The organism is Syntrophomonas curvata (assembly GCF_052976825.1).
The window spans coordinates 459,226-482,241 of record NZ_CM129641.1 but is presented as its reverse complement, the minus strand read 5'-3'; the positions used below and the strand labels follow the sequence as shown (position 1 = coordinate 482,241).

18 protein-coding genes are annotated in these 23,016 nt (G+C 49.9%); 3 read left to right on the top strand and 15 right to left on the bottom strand.

The features are described from left to right. Positions 1-13 precede the first annotated feature (13 nt). On the top strand, positions 14-1,144 hold the full coding sequence (locus tag ACU70B_RS02225) for a VWA domain-containing protein (RefSeq protein ID WP_447184733.1): 1,131 nt from the start codon (positions 14-16) through the stop codon (positions 1,142-1,144). A gap of 66 nt (positions 1,145-1,210) precedes the next feature. Here the strand turns inward: ACU70B_RS02225 and ACU70B_RS02220 are convergent, their stop codons facing one another. From ACU70B_RS02220 to ACU70B_RS02180, 9 genes are all read right to left on the bottom strand, one after another. After that, a complete protein-coding gene (locus ACU70B_RS02220) occupies positions 1,211-3,400 on the bottom strand; it encodes a YcdB/YcdC domain-containing protein (RefSeq protein ID WP_447184732.1) in 2,190 nt (729 codons plus the stop codon). Between the two features lie 147 nt (positions 3,401-3,547). Next, a complete protein-coding gene (locus ACU70B_RS02215) occupies positions 3,548-5,875 on the bottom strand; it encodes an ABC transporter permease (RefSeq protein ID WP_447184731.1) in 2,328 nt (775 codons plus the stop codon). Next, positions 5,872-6,555 (bottom strand): ABC transporter ATP-binding protein, encoded by a 684-nt coding sequence (locus ACU70B_RS02210; RefSeq protein WP_447185686.1) that lies wholly within the window; start codon positions 6,553-6,555, stop codon positions 5,872-5,874. The genes ACU70B_RS02215 and ACU70B_RS02210 overlap by 4 nt, the downstream gene beginning before the upstream one ends. A gap of 69 nt (positions 6,556-6,624) precedes the next feature. Further along, positions 6,625-7,869 carry a sensor histidine kinase gene (locus tag ACU70B_RS02205; protein WP_447184730.1) on the bottom strand — a complete coding sequence of 415 codons (1,245 nt, stop codon included), beginning with the start codon at positions 7,867-7,869 and terminating at the stop codon, positions 6,625-6,627. A gap of 10 nt (positions 7,870-7,879) precedes the next feature. After that, positions 7,880-8,566, bottom strand: coding sequence for a response regulator transcription factor (locus ACU70B_RS02200; protein WP_447184729.1), 687 nt, complete (start codon positions 8,564-8,566; stop codon positions 7,880-7,882). 187 nt (positions 8,567-8,753) lie between these two features. After that, positions 8,754-9,935, bottom strand: coding sequence for an efflux RND transporter periplasmic adaptor subunit (locus ACU70B_RS02195; RefSeq protein ID WP_447184728.1), 1,182 nt, complete (start codon positions 9,933-9,935; stop codon positions 8,754-8,756). A 14-nt stretch (positions 9,936-9,949) separates the two neighbouring features. Beyond that, positions 9,950-12,325, bottom strand: coding sequence for an ABC transporter permease (locus ACU70B_RS02190; protein ID WP_447184727.1), 2,376 nt, complete (start codon positions 12,323-12,325; stop codon positions 9,950-9,952). Continuing rightward, complete coding sequence (locus tag ACU70B_RS02185; RefSeq protein ID WP_447184726.1) at positions 12,325-13,035, bottom strand: ABC transporter ATP-binding protein; 711 nt, start codon at positions 13,033-13,035, stop codon at positions 12,325-12,327. The genes ACU70B_RS02190 and ACU70B_RS02185 overlap by 1 nt, the downstream gene beginning before the upstream one ends. 75 nt (positions 13,036-13,110) lie before the next feature. After that, complete coding sequence (locus ACU70B_RS02180) at positions 13,111-13,722, bottom strand: TetR/AcrR family transcriptional regulator (protein ID WP_447184725.1); 612 nt, start codon at positions 13,720-13,722, stop codon at positions 13,111-13,113. Positions 13,723-13,949: 227 nt separating this feature from the next. Here ACU70B_RS02180 and ACU70B_RS02175 point away from each other — a divergent pair, with 227 nt between their 5' ends. Beyond that, positions 13,950-14,903 carry a glycoside hydrolase family 73 protein gene (locus ACU70B_RS02175; RefSeq protein WP_447184724.1) on the top strand — a complete coding sequence of 318 codons (954 nt, stop codon included), beginning with the start codon at positions 13,950-13,952 and terminating at the stop codon, positions 14,901-14,903. Positions 14,904-15,112: 209 nt separating this feature from the next. On the opposite strand, the gene ACU70B_RS02170 is transcribed toward ACU70B_RS02175, so the two are convergent. The 4 genes from ACU70B_RS02170 to ACU70B_RS02155 form a co-directional block, all read right to left on the bottom strand. Then, on the bottom strand, positions 15,113-15,901 hold the full coding sequence (locus ACU70B_RS02170; protein ID WP_447184723.1) for a crotonase/enoyl-CoA hydratase family protein: 789 nt from the start codon (positions 15,899-15,901) through the stop codon (positions 15,113-15,115). 96 nt (positions 15,902-15,997) lie between these two features. Beyond that, a complete protein-coding gene (locus ACU70B_RS02165; RefSeq protein ID WP_447184722.1) occupies positions 15,998-16,738 on the bottom strand; it encodes an ABC transporter permease in 741 nt (246 codons plus the stop codon). Between the two features lie 4 nt (positions 16,739-16,742). Next, the gene (locus ACU70B_RS02160; RefSeq protein ID WP_447184721.1) at positions 16,743-17,483 is read right to left on the bottom strand and encodes an ABC transporter ATP-binding protein; all 741 of its coding nucleotides are present in this window, start codon (positions 17,481-17,483) and stop codon (positions 16,743-16,745) included. 8 nt (positions 17,484-17,491) lie between these two features. Next, positions 17,492-18,430 carry an ABC transporter substrate-binding protein gene (locus ACU70B_RS02155; RefSeq protein ID WP_447184720.1) on the bottom strand — a complete coding sequence of 313 codons (939 nt, stop codon included), beginning with the start codon at positions 18,428-18,430 and terminating at the stop codon, positions 17,492-17,494. Positions 18,431-18,625: 195 nt separating this feature from the next. Here ACU70B_RS02155 and trhA point away from each other — a divergent pair, with 195 nt between their 5' ends. Continuing rightward, positions 18,626-19,300 carry a PAQR family membrane homeostasis protein TrhA gene (trhA, locus tag ACU70B_RS02150; RefSeq protein WP_447184719.1) on the top strand — a complete coding sequence of 225 codons (675 nt, stop codon included), beginning with the start codon at positions 18,626-18,628 and terminating at the stop codon, positions 19,298-19,300. Positions 19,301-19,405: 105 nt separating this feature from the next. Here trhA and ACU70B_RS02145 read toward each other — a convergent pair whose 3' ends face one another. Both ACU70B_RS02145 and ACU70B_RS02140 read right to left on the bottom strand, forming a co-directional pair. After that, positions 19,406-21,004 carry a class I adenylate-forming enzyme family protein gene (locus ACU70B_RS02145; RefSeq protein ID WP_447184718.1) on the bottom strand — a complete coding sequence of 533 codons (1,599 nt, stop codon included), beginning with the start codon at positions 21,002-21,004 and terminating at the stop codon, positions 19,406-19,408. A gap of 158 nt (positions 21,005-21,162) precedes the next feature. Next, positions 21,163-22,995 (bottom strand): acyl-CoA dehydrogenase family protein, encoded by a 1,833-nt coding sequence (locus ACU70B_RS02140; RefSeq protein ID WP_447184717.1) that lies wholly within the window; start codon positions 22,993-22,995, stop codon positions 21,163-21,165. Positions 22,996-23,016 lie beyond the last annotated feature (21 nt).

Here is a 23,016-nt window from a genome sequence, read left to right as displayed (position 1 = left end):
CGGAGGCATAGGTATGAATGCAATTTCCGGTCAGATTCAGCGTTTTATTGAAGATCTGCGGGGGGCAGGCATATCGGTTAGCCCCGTAGCGGCGGAAGACTGCTATCGCTCCCTGGCCTTGACCGACTGGTCAACCGAGACGGTATTCTACACCGCCCTGCTGTGCACATTGCTCAAGGAATCAGCCTTTATCCCTGTTTTTCAAGCAATTTATAACAAAAATTTTCATTTCCATAAATTAGTCCCATCGCCACCGGAGAAAGAATTAAAGCACGCTGATGCTATTGCTATGGACGTTATCGGCTCCGGTCAGGCCAGCGGCAGGCAAAAGGAGATGCAGCAAAGCAGCGGCCAGCCAAGCTGCCCCCACCCAGCGGATGCAGACCACCGTCATAAAGATTGGTTCGCCTTGGATTTCTATACCGCGACCTATTCGGCCTCAGCCGAGGACATTCGGAAAATGGAGCAGCTCATTCCCCTGCTGGGCAAACGGATGGCAGCCAAAATAATTATGAAGAAGCGCCATCACCGGATAGGGCGTCTTGATTTCCGTCGGACTATACGTTCCAGCATGAGCACCGGCGGGGTTCCGATAGATATCCGGGTTAAAAAGAAAGCCCCTGAAAAACCGGTAATATTCGCACTCTGTGATGTCTCACGGTCATGCTTGCATTTCAGCTATTTTTCCTTAAGCCTGGTTTACCTGCTGGAAAAATTCTACCGCCAGGTAAGAAGCTTTGCTTTTATAGACGAAACCGATGAGATAACTTCACTTATTAAAAAGGAATCTTATGCGCATTTAAGGTCAAAAGTATTGACCGAAGCCAATGTCTGCGGAAATAGCGGCTATACCAACTACGGGCGATCCCTGGCCTCATTTAGAGAACGCTACGGTAAAGAGCTCTCCTCCAGGGCTTATGTATTGATTTTTGGTGATGCCCGAACCAACTGGTTTGCCACCAACCCTGATATTCTAAAAGATATCCAGAGGAGAGTGAAACGAATCTACTGGTTTGATCCCGAACCTAAAGATGACTGGGGTAGCGGTGACAGCGAGATTTTAGTTTACCAGAAATATTGCACCCGGGTTTTTGAATGCTGCAACCTGAATCAACTGGCCCAGGCCATATCCGATATAGTTTAGCCCGGGAGCGGCAGCGGAACGATCCGTACAAGTCCGCTCTTAAAAGGTGGGTACGGGCCCTTATGTTTAATACCCGGAAGGAGCCAGAGCCAGTATGCGGCTGGCGGTTATCGCCATTTCGGCCCGGGACACCATATCCTGCGGGCGCAAATTGTTCTGTGCATCCGGAGTTAGAATACCTAATCCATGAGCCAGGCCCACATAATTACGTCGGTCAGGGCTAATTTTACCTGCGTCTTGAACCGGGGTGCCGATAGGGTTTTTTATTCGGGCAATATTGTCGTAGCCCAGGCCTTTTATTGCCCAGACCGCCAGTTCTTCGCGGTTTATATGGCCATCGGGGTCAAACTCCGCCTGATGGGAGATAATTCCTCGGCTTGCTGCCAGGGCAAAGGCATCATAGTCAGGGTCTTCGGCCTTTATGTCCAACGGCACCTGCTTGGTGCGGGCATAAGCGTAAAAGGCCCGGGGATTGGTCGCCGCAAGTACTGTTTTCAATGCTTCCCGCCGGGTTACGGTGTCATCGGGATTAACGGTATCCGTAAGCAGGCCGTTTTCATCTAACATGGATAAAGCCGGTGCTGCCCAGTGGCCGGCTGAAGATGCTTTTGCGGTATTGGCCGCCGGGTCTGTTTTTCCCCCGTATATCATAGCGCCGCTAAGGGCATCTGCCCGGGAAGGAGAAATCAGGTAGGCCAGCCGGGTTTCTCCGGTTTCTTTATAACGCTTGTCGAGTGCAGCCATGCGTACCAATTCGACATTTAACTGCTGCGCCAGGATTGATTGGGCTCTGTTTTGATCCAGCAGTTGGTTTAAGGCATTACATTGAACTGGTCCCCATCTAATGTGGTAGCCCAGCACATCACCATTTTGCCGGCTGATGGTGACGGTTATGCTGTCCCTGTCAAAAGGTATGCCGTTTAGCAGCCGGATAAAGGTGAAAGTGTGTTTTCCCGGCTCAGAATCGTTGCCGGTTGTTTGCTTAAGCGTCAGCAGGCTTTCTTTTTCCGGGCTGTATTTTTTTATAGCCTGCCAGGCGATTTGCAGCCCCTGCTCCGGGCTAACGGGATTGCTGATGTCAGAGTTGTTTTCGCTTTTATAAAATCCGGAAACTTCACCGGAATAGGCGTCTATCTCTACTCTAAACCCGGACTGGGTTCCGTCCTCATCATTTACGGGACTATAGAACCAGTGTTCATCCCTGTATCCGGGGCCACTGCCTCCTCCTCCCCCACTCCTTGTAACTTCGCCCTCAAACCCTGCTGTGCGTAAAAACTCAACCGCAGTTTCCAGAGCCTGGCGGGGGTCGGTTTTTTCAGTCAATTCAGGCTCATTAATGGCGGGACTGTTCGGCAGCGGTGCAAATTCGCTGTTATAAATCTTGATTTGCTCCCGATTGAGTTCCTGCCCCCGGTAATCCAAAAACTTGCCGCTAAGGGCATCAATATACACGGCCTCTGTGTTCAGTTCATAGACCGGAATAAGCTGCCTGGCGATATGACTGTCTTTAGCTGCGGCGTATTTATAAGCAGGATAAATTCCGGCCTGGTTAAACAAGACGGCAACGGCTTCGTCCCGGGAGATATTGATTTTTCCCGGGGAAAACTGATTGTCCTTGCAACTGTTGTTATAATGGGTAATCAGCCCGGTATAGGCATCCACCCCGATCATAACCTGCTCCCAGTTTACCGCCACCCCGTCAGCCATTCGAGTCCAGGAAAAACTGTAATAAGCAGTCAGGCTGGCGTTGGGATTAAATGAAGGCATAACCCCCTGATTGAGCTTGAGGGAACCTGTCATCCCGGGGACCATTGACGACAGGAAGCTTTGCGCTTTCTGCCGTGCCTGCTCCCGGGTCAACTTGACCTGTTTCCCCCGGTAATAATCAGGCAGCGGGTTATAATTCATGGTCAGCACTCTGCCGGTTGCCCCATCAACCGAGCCGCTCAGCACCTGGTGACCGGAGCCGGGTCTAGCCCCAATTTCCGGTGAACCCAAATCCCAGGCCGGGCGGCCATCAAAGGAGCATCCTTCCTGCTCGGCTTCCAGCTTCACTCCCCGGGTTAACTCCGGGAAGGCCCTGGTAAAAGATAGCACCGCCTCTTCCCCGCTAATGAGATTATGCTCCCCGGCGGTTGAGCTATCCTGGCTGTTAATCGGAACCCCGACAGGACTAATATTTATCGCTAAAGCTGGTCCTGGGGCCATTAGAGCAATAATCATCAGACAGACCAGCGCAGCTTTTATTTTCCCCATAATATTTTCCCCCTCCCATGGCAACTATTAGTTATATCATACTATAAAAGGTTCCATTGCCGGAGATTAACTGGTTATATCCATATGGTCGAGCCAGGGAGCCGGAAATTATAATGGGAACCTGCATTTTGAGCAGTATTACCACGTCTACAGGGAATTTACCACATTTACAATGTCAATTTTATTAATCTTCTTTACTGGTCCGATGACAGATAAAAGCGCGGTTAAAACAGTAATGGCAGCAATCGCTGCAAGGGCAGCATACGGAACCTCCCACGGCAAACCCCAGCGGGAGGTTATCATCCCCTGAAAGATAACCCGGTGCAGGGGCAGACCCAGAACACATCCCGCTATACACCCGCAGATGGAATAGGCAGCAGCTTCGGCAATCACCATGCGGTGAAGCTGTTTGCCTGCCATCCCTACCGCCCGCATTACGCCATACTGGTTCATCCGTCCGGTAACGCTCATGTTTATGCTGTTTATGATGTTAAATACCGTGATGGAGGCAATAATAAACAGAAATCCATAAACAAAGATGGCAAAGGAGTAAAATGCCGTCCTGGCTTCATCATTGCTTTGCCGTCGGTCGGAGAACCTCATCTGCGATGTGGCCAGGCTGCGCATCCGGTCAACCGTATCATCACCCGCGCCCTCGGCGAGTTGTATATCGATAACGGTATATCCCCGTGCTCCAGTCAAGTCCCGAAACAGGTTTTCCGAACAAATAACGGTTTGGGTTCCGGGGGCGGAATCAAAGGGGCTGGTAGCCAGCATCCCTGCAATTTTAACCGTTTTATCGCCTGAAGGGAGTTTTAAGGTAATGGAATCGCCGATCTGCCATGGAGAATCTTCCGCATAAACCAGCAGGACATCCCCTTTTCCCTTTATCACCTTATCAATGCTTCCCCGGGTCAATTCTTCCCCGGCCCAGTTAAATTGATTCTGCTCATAGGAGATGAGGTTTAGCTTGCCCTCGCCTCCGCTGCTTGCTGCGGGGATGTCGTGGGCAAACATCCGTCCGTAGACGCGCTTTACATCATGATTGTTTTTAATCTGTTCCGGCAATTTCGGATCCAGGGAGCAACTGTTATCTCCGCTGACAATAGAAATATCTGGTACGTAGGGTCTGAGAGGCTTTACCGCTTGATGCATAAAGTTAATCATGACGCTGAAGGATAGAAACAGGACAATACTGATAGCAAAGGAACCCATCATTAACAGAATGTTCTTCTTGCTGGCAAAAGCATGCTGAATCCCCATCGCAGTATCAACCCTTATATGCTTGGTTCTCGCCGCTGCTTTATACTGCGTCATGCTGTTTTGATCTACATTTCCCGTTACTGCACTTAGAGGAGACACCTTGGCCGCCTTTCGGCAGGGGGAAAGGGAGGCCAGGACCACTGTAAAAAAGCCTACCGCAATGCCTGCCAGCAAACTCGGCCAGCTAATGCCCAATAAGGGCATATCTCTGAAAAAAGCGGGATTTACGTACTTTAAGAACGCTGTCGAAACCCAAACGATGATTATTCCCATCACCAAACCAATGGGAATTCCTTTTAAACTGAACTGAATTCCCTCCAGCATAACATATTTCCCGACCTGTGCCTTGGATGCCCCCAGGCATCGCAACAACCCGAAGAACTGAACACGTTCAAGAACGCTCATGTTGAAGCTGCTGGCGATCATCAGGGCTCCGGCTGCCAGCACCAGAAGAAACAGGACGGCTGCCGTCATATAAAGCTTCATCATATAACTATCGCGGCTCTGCCCCACCAAGGCCAGAAGCACAGTGTTTTCATGCACCTGTTGGTCCGAGAGATTGTAATTGGCCTTGATTTCATCTATGGCCTGGCGCATATTGACGCCGTTTTTGAATTGAACATAGTAGCGGCTCACATCGGCAGTGGCGGTAACTGCTTTTAGTCCTTCACTTGGTAAAATCATGCCGTGAGCATCCTGTACCTTAAGGCTTGCAAAGTCGCCATAAACGCCGACAATGGTATATTTCCCTTCCATTCCACCGGGAAGGGTTACAGTAATCCTATCGCACAGAGAAATGCCAAACTGTTCTACGGCTTGCCTGTCGAGCAAGGCCTCATCCGGCTTCTCCGGGTAGCGTCCGTTTATGACGGCAAGACCCATCTCACGCGAAATCGCTTCTTCGCTGCACAATACTTCAAGTTGCTTGCCATTGAGCTTGCCATAGCCAATATGATGCACCCAGCCGGAGACCGCTGTATCAGCACGGCTGCCAATCAGATCTGCGGTTTCGTTATCGATGTCCTTAAATAAGACATGATATTTCCCATAGTCTTTGATCGCACTTATGGTTCGGGTTCGGACTTCCATATCCGCCATACCGAAGATTGCCGTCACCAGGCACACCGCAATGGCAATACACAGGATCGTGATACGGTTCTTTTTCTTATGCGCCCGGGCGTACTCTCCGACTAAATCCAGATAGGTTTTCATTCCGCCCGCCCCCCCAGATCGGTCAAAACGCCGTCGGAAACCTGCAGCACCCGGTCGGCAGCTGAAACAATGTTCCTGTTGTGGGTAATCATCAAAATAGTCTGCCGATACCTTAAGGAAGCGGCTTTCAGCAACGAGATGACTTCACTGCTGTTTTTGCTGTCCAGATTTCCGGTCGGTTCGTCGGCCAGGATGAGCATAGGATGGGTAATCAGCGCCCGGCCAATGGCAACACGCTGCTGCTGTCCGCCGGAGAGCTGCCGGGGTAAGTGGTTTCTCCTGTCCAGCAAGCCCAATACATTTAAAATCTCCTCTGCATATATTGCATCCGGCTTTTTATAATCCAGAAGCAGCGGGAAAACTATATTCTGCTCCACGTTAAGCTCCGGAATCAGATTATAGGCCTGAAAGATAAAACCGATGTTGCGGCGGCGAAAAATGGTCCGCTCTTCTTCTTTCATTGCGAACAGATCCTTGCCGTCAATGAAGACCTTGCCTGATGTCGGAGTATCCAGGGCCCCGATTGCGTTAAGCAGCGTGCTTTTTCCGGAGCCGGATTCTCCCACCACGGCCACAAACTCCCCTCTGGAGACCGAAAAGGACGCATTTTTCAGTGCCTCCACCTTGGTATCTCCGCTGCCGTAAGTTTTACACAAGTCTTTTACTTCTAATAAACCCATCATTATGCCACCTTTTAACCTGCTGCTATTAGAGTCTCATACGCAGCTTACTTTAAGGTGTATTTCAGCTTACAAATTTGTAAGCTTTAGAAAATCGAGGGCAAAAAGGCTGCCCTGGCCCAGGCTGCTGTCCGCGGTAATCGTGCCGTTATGTGCTTCTACAATTGATCTGGTCAAAGACAACCCCAGGCCAATGCCTCGTGTATCCTGCGAAAAACGGCTCCGGTAAAAACGTTTAAAAACATGATGCAAATCCTTTGGATGAATGCCCGGGCCATCGTCTTTGACTATTATTTTCGTGATGACCTGGGTTTCTGCCCACCTTATTTCCACCTGCCCGCCCGCCCTCATATGATCCAGGGCGTTTTTAACAAGATTTCCTATAGCTTCCGCCATCCAATCCCCATCGCAATAAAGCACGGCATCAGCAGGACCCTTGCAGGTAATGGATTTTTGCTCCCGTACCGCGCGGGTTTCAAAAGCAGATACGATTTTCTCAATCAAGGCCGGAAGATTTTCGTTCTTTTTATTGAACGCAATTGTTCCCGCATCAAGTTTTGTAATCTTCAAAAGGTTTTGAATTAGAATTTCCATGTGCTCCAAGGCACTTTCAGTCTTAACTGTGAATTTTTTTACGGTTTCCTCGTTCGCACTCTCCTCCTGTACGATTTCGTTATACATTTTTAAAGCGGCCAGGGGGGTTTTTAATTGATGGGAAATATCTGAAATAGTATTTTTCAGGAAGTCTTTGTTACGTTTCTCTGCTTCTATATGTGCGTTCAGCGAGGTAGCCATTGTACTGACGGAAGCAAACAATCTCGACAGGCTGCCCTCTTTCTCGCTGTCAATCCGTACAGCCGGGCGGCCGCCCATAAAGGCATCGATGGAATTGCTGGCTTTTTCGATCACCTGTTGTTGGCGCTTGAAATAGAAGAAAAAGGCCGCGAAGAGTAGCAGTCCCAATAGAAGGGCAAATAGTGTGAGAATCAGCCGGTATCTGTGTAAAAGCGCGTTTGCATCCGGCAGCAAACGGTTATCGGCGTCCAATCTATATCCCAGGGTCTGTAAAAGCCTCTTTCCAGAGGAAATTTCCCGCTCCGATTTTTCGGCTGCGAACGCCATGGAGACATCAGCCGGTGTTGCTCCGTGCTCTAACATATACCCCGCCACTTCATAATCATGGGTAAGAATCTGCTCTTTAAAATCCTGCACGATCTTTTGTGAAAAAACAACACCGAAGAGAAGAGACAGGATTACAACAGCTAAAACCTGCCCGAAAAAGAGGCGAATGTCCTTATTAATCAATAGACCCATGGCTTACTCCTTATCTGATCACATTCCACTTGTAGCCTAATCCGCGGACAGTGAGAAGCATTTGGGGATGGTTGGGGTCATCTTCGATTTTATTACGCAGCCTGCGGATGTAAACCGAGAGGGTATTATCGTCTATAAAGTTGCCATGATTGTCCCAGAGCGCATCAAGTATCGTTTGCCTGGTTAATACCATATCGGAGTTTTTCATTAAAAGTCCTAGCAGCCTGAATTCTGCAGCAGTTAATTCTAAAACCTGCTCGTTTTTAAAGGCACGATTATTTAGAAGCTCAATCCTGATGCCGTTGGAGTTGAACTCGGATGCTTCTCCCTGAAAAGAGTTGGCCCGCCGCAGCAACGCCTTTAGGCGTGAAATAAGTTCATTTAACTTGAAAGGCTTGGTAATATAATCGTCTCCGCCCATGTCAAGCCCCATAACGATATTTACCTCTTCATCGGAAGCTGTAAGGAATATGATTGGAACAGTTGAGGTAAGCCGTACTTTTTTACAGATTTCAAAACCGGTACCGTCCGGCAACGTTAAATCTAAAACCAGCAGGTCATATTTCTGGTCTTCATAAAGGGATAAGGCTTCTTGCACAGTTCTTGCGATATCGACGTGAAACCGGTTTTTTTGGAAAGAATACTCTAAGCCATCAATTAGATTTAAATCATCCTCAACTAATAATATGTTTTCCATCTCTATTTTCCCCTTTTCCTTTTACCGAAATATCCTGTCTGTAAATACGGACAGGATATTAAGAAAAAATATCTGCTTGCCGGTACATTTTATATTTTCCAATATTAATAACATCCAGCCGATTTATCTGACTGAATCAGAGCTTGCCCTTTACCAAAAAGGGAAAACCAGGAGGTTTTAAAGGCAGCTAATCATTCTTTTGTTCACCTGTAACCGCCTTGACCCGGCTGCCGGGTTCAAGCTCCCGGCTTCCGTCCCGTAACGCAATTTCACCGGCCTTGATGCCCTGCAAGACCTCCACCCATTGCTGGTTCTTTTCCCCTACCTGAATTAAGCGTTCCTTGACCCGGCCTGCAGTCACCACCAGTACCCGGTACTGTCCATCTTCCGTAAGCCGCACCGACTCCCGGGGAAGGAGGATAACCCCCTCTTTGCGAAGGGTTTCGATGGCAACCCTAACTTCATACCCGGGCTGCAGGTTACTGCTGCGGTCAAGGTTAATTATCACCGGGACCCGGCGCTGGCTTACTCCCAGGGCGGAGGTCCTTTCGTAAGCCCGGGGATAAACTTTGCCGACCCGGCCGGTGAGAACCTCGTCACCCAGAACCGGAGCAGTTATCCCGGTGGTCTGTCCGGTCTTTACCCGACGGATTTCATCGCTTAAAAGCTCGGTTTTTACTTCCAAGCGGCTGTCTGAGCCTATTTGCGCCAGCGGTATGCCCGCGGCTACCACCTGCCCCGCTTTAACCGGCAGATCCAGGATGATTCCGGTAGCCGGGCTGGACACCTGCAGTTCCCCCGCTTTTTCTTCCAGGCTGTTTAGCTTCTGGCCGAGGCTGGCCGCCTGATTGTTCAAACCGTCTGCACTGGCTTCCTTCTGGGCCAGGCTTTTTTCCAGTATTGCTGTCTGCAGTTCGGCCCGGTCATATTCAGCCTGGGCCAGAGCTCCAGATTTCAGCAAAGCCTCCTTCCTTTTTAAGTCGTTTTGAGCCTGTTCAAGCTCCAAACGAAGGGAGTCAACGCTCAGCATAGCCGTCTGCAGCTCGGCTTCGGTTCCGGCCAATTGGGAGCGCACCGAGGCCGTTTCCGCGGTTAATTCCGGACTGGACAAGCGCATCAGGGTCTCCCCCGCTTCAACCGTATCACCGGCATCAACCAGGAGTTCCGCCACTCGTGCAGCCTGGACAGCCTGCACCTCGTAGTCGTCCACCGCCTGGACATATCCGGCCTCCTCCACCGCCAAGGTAAATGTTCCCCGGACAGCCTTGACCACTTCCACCTGCTGCCCGCCGCTGTTCTTCACAACTGCCGCCATAATAATCCCGACTGCTATAAGTCCAAAAATAATCCCGGCTTTTTTGCTTTTCATCTCCGTCCTCCCTTTTAATCACGGTTTTTCAATACTTCTACCATGTCCAGATTGCTTACTTTACGGATGGACAACTGCTGTCCCATCCAGACAAAAAGCAGAGCCATCCCGGCGGCAATAAAATAGGTGCGGGGATAAATAATAGCCGGAAGGCTGAACAAATCCGTGCTGGCCTTCGCCATATATGCCGCTCCCATAGCCTTGCCCGCAGGCAGTCCCAGTACAATGCCCAGTATTGCCTGAACCCAGGTTTCCTTGCGCAGCAGACCGGTCACCTCCCGCCGAGAGTAACCCAGAACCCTTAATGAGGCCAGTTCCCGCTGGCGCTCGTTAAAAGTCATAACGGCGGTATTGTAGACAATAGCCAGCCCCAGCAATCCGGCAAATAAAAGCATCATCCCGATAGTAGACCTGGTACTGCCCAAAAGTTCTGCAAAGCTCCCCTGTTCCTGAGCTAAACTGGTCACCGAGCTTATCCGGCTCATTTCCTGCAAACGCTCTTCCACAGTTTTTATCCGGGCCGCATCCAATTTCATCATAACTGCGGTTGCTGCCTCCTGCTCACCCAGGAGACGGTTGGCCGTACTATAGGAAACATAGGAACCGGTACTGGTCATGGGATCGTTTTTTCCCACGATGGTTAGTACCGAGGTGCGGGACGGTCCGATTCCCAGTGTGGTTTCGACGGTAACCTCGTCTCCCACCTGCAGTCCTAGTTTATCGGCCATCCGCTTGCTGATAAGGATACCCTCCTCGGGAATCTGACGTTCCCGCCCGAATTTATCGTGAACCCGTTTCAGCTGGCCGGAGGGTACCATTCCCACCAACACTTCATCCTGAGTCTCCCCCCCGGCATGAAATCTTACCGGCAGTTCCAGCATCGGTTCCAGCCGCTGAACCTCATCCCAGCGGTTCCAGTCGCTAAACTCCGAATATTTAGTTGGTTCGCTAAAACGGACCAGATAATCGTAACGGTTAACTTGTTTGAAGTTCTGGTTCATAAGAAATTCAACCGCATCGTTCATGAATAACGCAAACACCAGTAAAACCACCGAACTTATAATCCCTGCAACCGTAACCGCAAAACGCCCCCGGTTACGGAATATGGAACGCAGGCTCATCTTCCAGCTGCTGTTTAACCGCTGCCACAACCAGGGCCAATCCTCCAGGAGAGTACGCCGCCCCCCTGTCGGGGGCTGGGTTCGCATAGCTTCCGCCGGGTTGATGCTGATTACTGACCGGGAAGCCAATAGCCCCGAAGCTATACCGACCAGAGAGGTGATGAGGAAGCTGTTGATTATTACTGCCAGGTCAATTCCGTTAGTAGTAGTAGGCAGGTTAAAATACTGTACAAAAACCTTGGTAATGACCGCAGCCAATCCCAGCCCCAGTCCGGTACCCATGACTGCCGCCGCCAGGCTGACGGCCAGACCGTAGCACGTATAGTGCCACATGATTTGGCGGTTATTGTAGCCCAGGGCCTTCATCACTCCGATAGGCAACCGCTGGGAACGAATCAAGCGGGTGAGAATAACGAACTGGATTCCGGCTGCAATCAGAAAGAACATAAAGGGCAAAGATCGGGCGACCAGTTTTACCCCATCGAGTTTCGCCTGCAGCAGAGCATGGCTCGATTGATCCTTGCGGGGGTAGCCGCCAATGTTGCCATAGGGTTCAAGAATTGCTTCAATCTGTCCTTTTATGTTTTTTTCATCTGTTCCCGGGGCCAGATCGACCAGCAGTTGGTTAATCTGGCCCGGCATCCCCAGAATTTGCTGCGCATGAGTTTGGGGAATCATTATTATCCCGAATCGCTCCGGTTCAGGTATAACTGCGCCGGCGTCTTTCATAGGATAAACAAACTCCGGGCTGGTTGCACTGCCGGTTACCGCCAGAGTAACTTTCTTGCCGTCGGCAATTATCTTAATATCCTGGCCGGGAGTAAGGCTGTTGGCTTGGGCGTACTGCGGGTCAACCAGAACTCCGACCTTATCTGAGGTTTTATCATCAAACCAGTGCCCGGACAACAGGTAAGGACGGTTAACTTCTTCCGCAACCGGAAGCGGGCAGCCGGTCAAGCGTCCGGTAGCACGCTGGCTGCCTGCTTTAATAACCGGAACGTCTTTTTGAATGCGCCCGGTAGCTTTAAGTACTCCGGGGAGCGCTTCCACCCTGGCTGCAACTGATTCCGGCGCCTTTACCACCTGAAAGGTATAATCGGCAAAACGGTTGTCCTGGTAAAACTGCTGCTGGGAGTGAGTCAAGTTAAAATAGGTGGTGTTCATGCTTATATAGATGAGAACCCCCAGGGTAACAATTACCACCAAGGCCAGAAACTGCCCCCGGGTGGCCGAAATGGTCCGCATCAGTTTGCGGGTGAGGATGCTCATCACCAGTCAATCCTTTCCGGCGGCAGCGGCTCTTCATTTACGGCAATGCCGGCTATTTGTCCGCTGCGCATACGCACTATCCGATCGGCCATGGCCCCAATGGCGGTATTATGGGTTACAATTATCACCGTACTGGCATGCTTGGCCCGGATATCACATAACAACCGCAAAACCGATTTTCCGGTTTCATAGTCCAATGCTCCGGTCGGTTCATCACACAGGAGCAGCCCCGGGGCTTTTACGATCGCCCGGGCAATAGCCACCCGCTGCTGTTCACCGCCGCTCAATTGGGAAGGGAAATGGCCGCGCCGTTCCCAGAGCTCTACATCCCGCAATACATCCTCAACTGCCAGGGGATTGTCTACCAGTTCAGCCGCCAGGGCCACATTTTCAGCGGCGGTAAGGTCGGGAATAAGGTTGTAGAACTGGAACACGAACCCCACGTCCTGCCTGCGGTAGCGGGTCAGGTCTTTTTCGCCGGCCTTGGTCAGGAGCTGGCTGCCAAAAAGCATCTGCCCGCCGCTAGGCCGGTCTATACCGCCGATCAGGTTTAGCAGGGTGCTCTTCCCGGAACCGCTGGGCCCAAGAATAACCAGCAGCTCCTCCCGGTAAATATCCAGAAAGGTTGCTTTTAAGGCTTCCACCTTAACTTCACCCATAGTATAGGTTTTACTGATATTCTTAAGACTCATTAAAACCTCATGGGACATTGGGTTCATCTCCTCCACTGCATTTCCAAGGTGGGAAGCATTCGGGCATAGCATGCTTCAGCCTGACTATAATGTTTAAGCTTTAAGCCCGTGCTGCAGGAAGTCCAGAAACTGCCTGCTTTGCTCCATAAGCTCCTCCTTATTCAGTTCATCCCCGATGTTTTCCAGCATAATCTCCCCCATATTCATCAAGGAGTATTTTATTAACTGCTTCATGAAATTCGGCTCCAAATCACTGCGCAGTTCGCCCCGCTCAACGGCATCTTTTATCAGGGGGTCAAATACTTCATCATAGTATCGAGGGGAAAGCTCCTCAGCCTTAGCCATCAGTTCCGGGTTTTTCAAAATGCTCATCAAAAACTGGTTAAGTTCCGGGTACTGCAGGGCAAACTCAACCCCGCCCTCCATCTGCAACTGCAGAATTTCAAAAAATCCGGCGGTTTTTATACCGTTTCCCTGTTGCTGCAGCCACTGGTTTATAAAAGCCAGTTTTTCATCGGCGACCCGCTGCACCACACTGGAGAACAGTGTTTCTTTATTGTCAAAATGGTGGTAGAAACTGCCTTTGGAGATACCGGAGCGTTTTATTATCTGATTTAAAGAAGCCGAATCAAAACCCTTTTCCGCAAATTCCTTTAAGGCCTCCTGTACCAGTTCGTTTTTATAACGAAATTCCTTATCTTCCATCGCCATGCACCTGTCCATTATTTTTAGTCCAATCGGTCTAGACCGTCTGGTCCAATATCAGCCTAGCCAAATTCAATCAAAACGTCAACAAATTTTTACCCTTTACCTTCCGGCAGGGTAAAGGTATAGTAGAGAGGTTTAAAACCACAAATTTCAAAAGACTGAAAGCAGGGAAGCTCCAGACCAGTATAATTTATTGAACCGGTTAAGGTTTGGGGAGCAATGATATGAAGAAGAGAAGAAAAAGACGCAAACCAGTCAGAACAAGACGGCTCTTAGTTTTTTTAACTGTACTCGGACTGCTGGTATATTTTGCCGGTCAGCAAATCCAGAATCGTCATATTGACCTGGCCGGATTGAACGTGAACGCTTACATACAGGGAGCGGATGAGGCCAGTAAGGGCAGAGTCCAGGTTAACTGGCAGTATTTAGCTGCGATAGACGGGGTTCGCTACCATAACGATTTTCGGCAGGCCGATCATGATAGTATAGCGGCATTGGCGAATCTGTTTATATCCGCAAACCAGGATGACGAACAGCAATATATACTGCACAGTCTGGACCACGTTATGGATAAGATCTCTCTTGACCAACGGGAAAGACTGACCGTACGCCTCTATTTGCAAGACCTTAAGCGGGTGGCCCGCTATCGCAATAAAATTTATTATATAACCGGTAATTCCGGCTCTCCCGACTTTATCTCCCGGATAACTGCCGGGGCGGTCGACAACTATAATAATTTTGGTATATTCCCATCCATAACCATCGCTCAGGCCATTCTGGAATCCGGCTGGGGGGCTTCCGACCTGAGTGTAAAGGCCAACAATCTATTCGGCATTAAGGCAGACCCCTCCTGGCAGGGAAAAAGCATAAGACTCAACACCACAGAGTACTACAACCAGCAGACAACCGCCAATTTCCGGGTATACCAGGACATAAACCAGTCCATCAAAGACCACGGCCAGTTCCTCTATAATAATCCGCGCTACCGGGAAAATGCAGTGTTCTCTGCTTCCTATTATATAGAACAGGCCCAGGCGTTGGAGAATGCGGGCTACAGCACCAAGCGGGATGCACAGGGAAATGCCGTCTACGCTGAACTGCTGATAGAATTGATCCAGCAATATAATCTGCAGCTGTTGGACAGCAAGGCGCAGGAAAAAGAATCCCTTGCTCACTAGAAGCCAAGATTAACGGAGGCGCGATCGGAAAAGTCATGTCGCTATGCAGCAAAGCCGGGTAAAAACCCGGCTCTAGTGTCTTTGGCAACCGTACGGAACCTTACGGTTCTTTCATCGTTCGTAAAGGGTTAAAATGTAAGCTGTAATTTGTGAAGGGCATAAATCATCCGGTTAATGTTAAACCTGTTTGCATGCTTCCAGTGGAATCCCTATTCTCCGGTAAAATTGGGCTCGCGCCGCTCCAAAAAGGCCTGCAGGCCCTCCTGGGCATCCTTGCTGCCCATCAGCGGTTGGAGTTCCTGAAACATGGAAGTCAGGGCCGCCTTGGGGCCATGCACCCGGGCCCGGCGGGCTGAGGCTAAAGCCCCTTGAACCGCAAGCGGCGCCGCCCCGCATATCTTCTCCGCCATTTCCAGAGCACGGTCAAACTGCTCTCCCGGTTCCACCAGTTCCTGCAGCAGTCCCAGACGATAGGCTTCCGGCCCGCTCAATTCTTCACCGGTCAATATGTAGCGCATGGCATTGCCCCAGCCAATCTCTTCAAACATACGCACGGTTGCACCCCCGACCGGGAATATGGCGCGTTTTACTTCCAGTTGGGCCAGACGCAAATCTTTGGTGCCGATGCGGACATCAGCCGCCAGCATCAGTTCGAAACCGACCGTATAACATATACCTTGGCAAGCTGCAACAATCGGTTTCCGGCAGCGGTTGTCCTCATCCACTCCAAAAGGATCGAGCATACCGTCTTCCAACTCCACCCACTTGCCTCCGGCAAAAACCGGCCCCCATTGGGGAAGATCCAAACCGCCGGTAAAATGGTTTCCCACTGCATAGAGCAGACCGCAGCGGAGGTTCTTGTCGGCGTCGAGTTCTCCGTAAGCACGAGCCAGGTCATAATACATATCGAGGGTCATGGCATTACGTTTCTCGGGACGGTTTAACCCCATAAGCAAGATGTGCCCGCGCGTTTCCACAGTAATATGGCCATTACTCATAAATAATACCCCCCTAAATAATCTTTAGCTTGTCTAATTCATATGCCATTAGGATAATTTTGTCAAGCTTTCACCCAGGGGCATACCCTGAATATTCTAGCGCCAGCAGCTGGTACGGTTCTCGATAATATCAATCGCCGCAAAGAGGAAGAAGCCCATAAAACTCAAAACCACAATGCCGGCATACATATCCAGATAATTGACCCGCATCCAGGAATCCATAATGAAATAACCCATACCATATTCGGTTCCAAACGTCTCGGTAAAAAACAGTATGGATACGGCTGTTCCCAGAGCCAGCCTTATCGAAGTTAAAACATCGGAAAGGGCGGCGGGAATAATTATTTCCGTGAATACTTGCCGCTTGCCGGCCCCCAGGGATTGCAGGGAGCGGAAAATTTCCCGGGGAATCCCTTTTACTGCATCCCGGGAAGTGATGATGATTTGGAAAATGACTATCAGCACTATCATTATCAGCTTGGAGGCCTCACCCAGGCCAAACAGCAACATTATTACCGGCAGCAGGGCGATTTTAGGAATGGGGTAAGTGAAGTATACCAATGGGGACAAGAGCCGGTTGATTTTTTCAGAATAACCCATCAAGAAGCCTACAGGAACTCCTGTTAAGACGGCTATAGCTATTCCTTCCAGAATCCTCGCCAGGCTGTAAAGAACATGAATCTCCATTCGGCTGTGAAATATGGCCGTGATATTAACGGCTACGGCATACGGTGATGGTACGATCGGAAGCCGCAACAGCCAGGATACCATGGCCCAGAGAATAATTACTATAACAAAACTGTAGAGGGCGCCTTGCCACTTCTCCTTTGACAGCATTTTTTCATCCCCGGTTAAGTATTTTTCTGAGTTTTACCGACATATCATGGTACTCTTCTCTGAATCTGAGGTTATCCAGCTGAAAGCAGGGATTATCCAGAACTTCCAGTATCCTGCCCGGAGAAGGTGAGAACACTGCGATTCTACTGCCCAAATAGAGGGCCTCGTCAACACTGTGCGTAATAAAGACGGTAGTAACATTATTCTCTTTCCAGGTCTTCAGGAAAAGCTCCTGTATTTCCTCCCGGCTGATAGCATCCAGAGCCGAAAACGGCTCATCCATCAGCAGCAAATCGGGCTTTAAGATAAAGGCGCGGGCAATGGCAACCCTCTGCTGCTGTCCCCCGCTAAGTTCTTTGGGGTATCTGTGCAAAAGGTTATCGATTCCTAATCGCCGTAAAATGTAACTGCTGTGTTCATCCAAAACCGGACGGCCTTTTTTTATCTTTATTCCCAGCATGGCGTTCTGGTAGACCGTTTTCCAGGGCAGCAGCCCATAATTCTGCAGTATCAGTCCTATCCGCTGAGACCCGGGGTCGATTGGCTGCCCATCTATCAGAACCGTCCCTTTATAATCCTTAAGAATGCCGGATAAAACATACAGGAAGGTTGATTTGCCACAGCCGGATGGGCCAATAAAGGTGTAGATGTCACCCCGGGCAATGCTGATATTAACCTTGTCCAAAGCCAGGGTCTCTTCATTTTTCCCCCGGTATTTAACTGAAAGGTCCTTAATTGCAATCACTTATACCATTACCTCAAAACGGTTTGGTCGACCAAATCCTTATAATCATAACTGCCCTTAATCAGTTTTTTGGCCTGCATCCATTGTACAACATCAGACACTATCTTTTCGTCCGGCAGCTCGGCCCTGCTGTATTGCGGAAGCTGCAGGGAACCTTTTATGTTCGGCGGAAAACCCTGGGCCTCTATGATAAAATCAGCATAATCTGAAACCGGCTCCCGGGCAAGATAAGCCACCCCATCATTGTAGGCTCTAAAAATGGCTTTTACCGCTGCCGGATTCTCCTTCAGGCTCTTGCCGGTAAAGGCTATGGCCCCCGCCTTATTATCCATACCGTCAGTACTATTTAATACTGTAGCTCCGTTTTCTGCCGCCAGACCGGCCAGGGGTTCGGGCAGGATAGCACCGTCAATCTTTCCTCCCTGCAGCATTTCCAGCCGGGTCGGGAGCTGGGGAACAGCGGCTTTGTTGATGTCCGCCGGGGTGAGTTGAGCGCTCTCCAGCATTTTATCGAGGGTGTATTCCATTATGGTATTGGTGGAAAGGCCAATGTCTTTACCTTTAACTTCCCCGAGGGATTTAATCCCGGCCTCTTTGCCTGCCAACAGCTCGATGTTGCCATCATTTTTAGCGATTATCTTAAGGTCAAATCCGCCTTCGTTGGCAAATACCACAGCAACAATATCGGTTATAACCCCATCCAATTCCCCACTCTGCAGGGCGCTGTCCCGGTCTTGGGCACTTTTAAAATGCTCTATTTTAACCTTGACGCCCTCTTGGGCAAAATAGCCGTTTTTCTCCGCGATAATAAAAGGTATCGATTCCACATCGGGCATGACCCCGATTTTTATAGTCTTCTCCGGCACTGAAACATCTTTTTCCGGGCTGCAGCCGACAAAAATCAGAATGCTGATAACGATTAGAAAGCCAACAAGCACTTTTTTCACTTTTACATCCCCATCCCCTCAGAAATTAACTTAAAATCCCGCAGTTTTTCAATTATCTGCAAATAAGTTTAATACATCATTACTTATAAAACTACCTGAAACCAGATATTTTGCAAGTCTGCTGACGAAAAATCCTGGGCGCCGGTTTGCAAAACGGGGTTTTAGCTGTAATATTAATCTTGGCAGGTGTTAGCAATGAGCGTGAACCAAAACAAATATCATACGGTTTGGCAGGCACGGGATCCGGTGTCGGCCATCAGCCATCTGGCGGGCTTTATCCTTGCCGTCATCGGCACAATAATTCTGGTTGTAAAGGGCAACCACACCGGCGGGGGTCAGTATGCTTCAGCATTTGCCGTATTCGGAGCGACCATGATGCTGCTCTACCTGGCCAGTACCTTATACCACTGGCTTAACCTGAGCGATGCCCGGATACTGCTTTTAAGAAAACTGGATCACGCCATGATTTATGTCCTGATTGCAGGAACCTATACCCCCCTCTGCATAATTGCTTTATCCGGACTATTGGGGATAGGTTTACTTGTTGCTATATGGGCTTTGGCTGTCGGGGGGATATTTCTGACCTTTTTCTATTTTGGGGCGCCCCGATGGCTGACCACCGGTATTTATATTGTCATGGGCTGGCTGGTGGCGGCAGCCATCGTTCCCCTGGCCCGGGTTCTGCCCCCGGCCGGGATGATGTGGCTGGTCGCAGGCGGGGTATTCTATACCATAGGAGCTGTCATCTACGGGCGCAGACGTTCGTTGATCAACTTCCCCGGCTTTGGCTTTCACGAGGTTTTTCATGTATTTGTCCTGGCCGGCACTCTCTGTCACTATATTTTAATGCTGGTTCTCACCAGGATATAAATCGGGATAATAAGACCGTTTTCCTTAACGGCCTTTATATACATGTGCCGACCCGGATCAATAGATTATCGGCATCAGCGCACGCAGCAGCAACGGCGGTTCACTCTAGGAACCGCCTGCCTCTAAATCTTCAGCCAGTTCCTGTTTTAAAATCTTCTTGGCTATTTTCCCTGAAGGGGTTAATGGCAATCGGCTTCTGAATATAAATTTTTTCGGTATTTTATATTTGGCCAATTTCTTTTTTAAGTAGTCCTGCAGGTGTGCTTCATCTATTACACAGCCCGACTTGGGTATGATAAAGGCATAGCCGATCTCGCCGTAAATGTCGTCATGGACCGGTACCACTGCCACTGATTCCACCTTGTCATACGCGCTTATGACTGCTTCCACTTCGACCGTGTAGACATTTTCGCCGCCGGTTATAAACATTTCCTTCTTGCGCCCCATCAGAATCAGCAGCCCGTTTTCATCCTCATAGAACATATCTCCGGTATAAAACCAGCCCTCTTCATCGAAAGCCTCATCGTTAGCCTTAGGACATTTGTAATATTCTTTGATGATGGTGCTGCCCCGCAAAGCGCATTCCCCCACTTCCCCGCGCCCTACCGTTTTTCTGTCGTTATCGACCAGTTTCCATTCCAGTTCGGGAATAACTTTGCCCAGGCTTTTACTCATCATGTCCACATCCAGACCATTGGGGGTATAAGTTATTATGCCCGCGCCCTCGGTCATTCCCAGGCAGTTATAGACATTGGCAGTTATGGTGGAATACATTTTTTCCAGGGTATTTCTGGGGGCCATGGAAGCGCCGAAATGGACGCTTCTTATCGAAGATTTGTCATAGCCGTCATAGTCGGGCAGGTTAAGCACCATCGCAAACATGGTGGGAACCAGTCCCCATACGGTTACCTTTTCCGCCTGAATGAGTTCCAATGTGTTCCTGGGGCTGAAAACCCCTTGCAGTACTATGGTTGAAGCCGTAGTTATAGGAGTGGTCCCAGATACGATAATACCTCCCACATGATTGACCGGCATATTGTCCAGCCACACGTCGTCCGGGGCGCTCTTGAATTGACGGGCTTCGATCAGGCTGGAATGAATTATATTGCGATGACTCAAAAGCGCGCCCTTGGGATAGCCGGTAGTTCCGGAAGTATACACCATCACCAGGCCGTCGTCGGTATCCACCTGAGCTTCCCGTTCGGTCAGAGCCGCCTCATAATCGGTGTATTCTTCCTTAAAAATATCCTCCCAAAGAGTGCATTTCGCCGCTTCGATCTTTTCCCCGGTCACATAAACCTGCTTGATTCCGCGGCAATTATCAATAATCTTTTCCAGCCTGCCCAGATAGGGTTTGTCCCCCCCGGCCACAAATACATAATCGGCTTCGGCGTTTTCAATGATGTATTCCAGTTCCGGCGGCATCAATTTGATTCCCAAACCAACTGCTATGGCCCCGATGCGGGATGCCGCCATCAGCAGATAGAAAAACTCCGGCTGGGTTTCGAGCAGATAAGCTATTCGCTCCTGTTTCTGCACACCCTTTTTGAGTAAATGCCGGGCCAGTATTTCTACCCTATGGTCAAATTCCTGATAGCTGATACGCCGGTCGTTATAAATCAAAGCGGTTTTATCCGGGTAATCACGGGCGTTTTGCTTTAAATAATCGGAAAGCAACCTTAAAGCATTCTCGGTTCTGTTCATTGCTATTACTCCTATCCAATCTGCGTCGGCTGCCGGAAGGCCCAATCAAAACGGGCCTATGCCGCCCGTTTCAAATCAGGCCGGTAAACCGGCAAATAATCGCTGCAAATGTCTACAGGCTTGTTTTTAATCCTGCTTCCAGCTCAGCATTATAATCTTTATCCCAGGTACTCAGGTTTAAGCTCAATAACCGATGAGTCCGAACTCTCAAGATTCCTGGCGATACTAAAGATTTTAGGAACTTCATTCAAAACATAGAAACGGGCACTGGCGATTTTGCCGTTATAGAAGTTGGCGTCAAAAGAGTCGCCGCCCAGTTCATCCAGCTTCTTTCGGGCCAGCATGCCCTGATCCAGAATCAGCATTCCGCAATAGACCATGGACATGGCAAACATGATCCGGTTGGCCCACAGAGGCTGATAGCTGATCCGGCCTGCACTCATCTTGGCTGCCAGCAATTGCAGCATATCGGAAAAGGTATCAAAGGCTTCAGCCAGCATCTGTATTTCTTCGGCAAAGTTTTTATCTTTCCGGTGGGTTTCGATAAACTGCCCCAGCTCACTCATCCATCTTTGGAATGGTTTTCCCCCGCCCATGCTGAACTTGCGGCCCACCAAATCCATAGACTGAATAAAAGTGGTCCCCTCCCAGATGGAGTAGATTTTTACGTCCCGAGCCAGCTGAGCCACCGGATATTCTTCTATGAAGCCATACCCGCCATAACACTGAATAGCTTCCCCGCACAAGCCCCAGGCCATTTCGCTGATGTAGGCCTTACACAGCGGGTTGTTTATCATATACATGTCGTGGTAGTGCTGCTTGGCTTCCGCATCGTCCGAAGCCAGGGCCATATCGGTATACCAGTAGGTTTTGAGGAGCAAGGCCCGCATGGCTTCAGTGCAGGCCTTCTGATGAAGAAGCATCCATTTTACATCTTCATGCTCGATGATGGGTACCCGGGGGCCCTTGGGATCAGTGATCTTTTTACCCTGAATGCGGATTTTGGCATATTCGCGGGCATTGTAATATGCTTCTTCGGCGCAGCTTAAGGCCATCAGCCCGGTACTGAGCCGGGATTCGTTCATCATCATAAACATCTGGGCCAGACCCTGGGCTTTGCCGTCTTCGCCTAAAGCCCGGCCGATAAGCCAGCCGTAGCAGTCATTGTTTTCCCCGTAGGACAGGGTGCAGGTGGACGACCCGTGCAGGCCCATTTTGTGCTCTATGCCGACCGTAGTGACATCATTCCATTGAGTGATGCCGCCCTGATCGTCAAAGCGGTTTTTGGGCACGGCAAATAGTGAAATACCCGCGGTTCCTTCACGGGCGCCTTCGATACGGGCCAGCACCAGATGGATAATGTTATCCCATAAATCGGTGTCTCCCGAGGTTATAAAGCACTTGGTCCCTTTAATTTTATAGAGGCCCGCAGTATCGGTAGGATAAGCTTTGGTTGCAGTGGCTCCCAGGTCAGAGCCGGCGCCGGGCTCGGTAAGATTCATGGTACCGCCCCATTTTCCCGCATACATATTAGGCAGAACTTTGGCCTTCAGTTCGTCGTCACCATAGGAGTCAATCACATCGGCAGCGGCTCCGCCGGTAATCCAGTACAGTATCATACAGGGAGCGGCAGCGGTCAGCATCTCGTTTTGACAGGCGCTGAATAAACGGGGAACATGTCCCTCTTCGCCGTAATTGAATGCCGAAGGCCCCATACCTGCGTCCCGGACGGTGTAATAGGCTTTCTTCATCGATTCCGGCAGGTATACCTTGCCGTCTTTAAACTGGGCGCCGATGGTATCGGCGTCCCCATTGGCAGGCGCCAGGACATCCCGTGCAATTTTATAGGCGACGTCTATAAAGGCGTCAAAATCGTCTACGGAATAATAATCCCGGTACTCGCCGCAGGCCAAAAGTTTTTCCGTATCGAGCCATTCCTTAACGACAAACTTAAGCTCCCGGGTATCGAACAGATAATTTGTTGCTGACATAGCAGTTCCTCTCTTTCCAAG

Bases quoted from the DNA above. Each gene is read 5' to 3' on its own strand.
- ACU70B_RS02225 (WP_447184733.1), top strand. From the start codon at position 14: ATGAATGCAATTTCCGGTCAGATTCAGCGTTTTATTGAAGATCTGCGG.
- ACU70B_RS02220 (WP_447184732.1), bottom strand. From the start codon at position 3,400: ATGGGGAAAATAAAAGCTGCGCTGGTCTGTCTGATGATTATTGCTCTA.
- ACU70B_RS02215 (WP_447184731.1), bottom strand. From the start codon at position 5,875: ATGAAAACCTATCTGGATTTAGTCGGAGAGTACGCCCGGGCGCATAAG.
- ACU70B_RS02210 (WP_447185686.1), bottom strand. From the start codon at position 6,555: ATGGGTTTATTAGAAGTAAAAGACTTGTGTAAAACTTACGGCAGCGGA.
- ACU70B_RS02205 (WP_447184730.1), bottom strand. From the start codon at position 7,869: ATGGGTCTATTGATTAATAAGGACATTCGCCTCTTTTTCGGGCAGGTT.
- ACU70B_RS02200 (WP_447184729.1), bottom strand. From the start codon at position 8,566: ATGGAAAACATATTATTAGTTGAGGATGATTTAAATCTAATTGATGGC.
- ACU70B_RS02195 (WP_447184728.1), bottom strand. From the start codon at position 9,935: ATGAAAAGCAAAAAAGCCGGGATTATTTTTGGACTTATAGCAGTCGGG.
- ACU70B_RS02190 (WP_447184727.1), bottom strand. From the start codon at position 12,325: ATGAGCATCCTCACCCGCAAACTGATGCGGACCATTTCGGCCACCCGG.
- ACU70B_RS02185 (WP_447184726.1), bottom strand. From the start codon at position 13,035: ATGTCCCATGAGGTTTTAATGAGTCTTAAGAATATCAGTAAAACCTAT.
- ACU70B_RS02180 (WP_447184725.1), bottom strand. From the start codon at position 13,722: ATGGAAGATAAGGAATTTCGTTATAAAAACGAACTGGTACAGGAGGCC.
- ACU70B_RS02175 (WP_447184724.1), top strand. From the start codon at position 13,950: ATGAAGAAGAGAAGAAAAAGACGCAAACCAGTCAGAACAAGACGGCTC.
- ACU70B_RS02170 (WP_447184723.1), bottom strand. From the start codon at position 15,901: ATGAGTAATGGCCATATTACTGTGGAAACGCGCGGGCACATCTTGCTT.
- ACU70B_RS02165 (WP_447184722.1), bottom strand. From the start codon at position 16,738: ATGCTGTCAAAGGAGAAGTGGCAAGGCGCCCTCTACAGTTTTGTTATA.
- trhA (WP_447184719.1), top strand. From the start codon at position 18,626: ATGAGCGTGAACCAAAACAAATATCATACGGTTTGGCAGGCACGGGAT.
- ACU70B_RS02145 (WP_447184718.1), bottom strand. From the start codon at position 21,004: ATGAACAGAACCGAGAATGCTTTAAGGTTGCTTTCCGATTATTTAAAG.
- ACU70B_RS02140 (WP_447184717.1), bottom strand. From the start codon at position 22,995: ATGTCAGCAACAAATTATCTGTTCGATACCCGGGAGCTTAAGTTTGTC.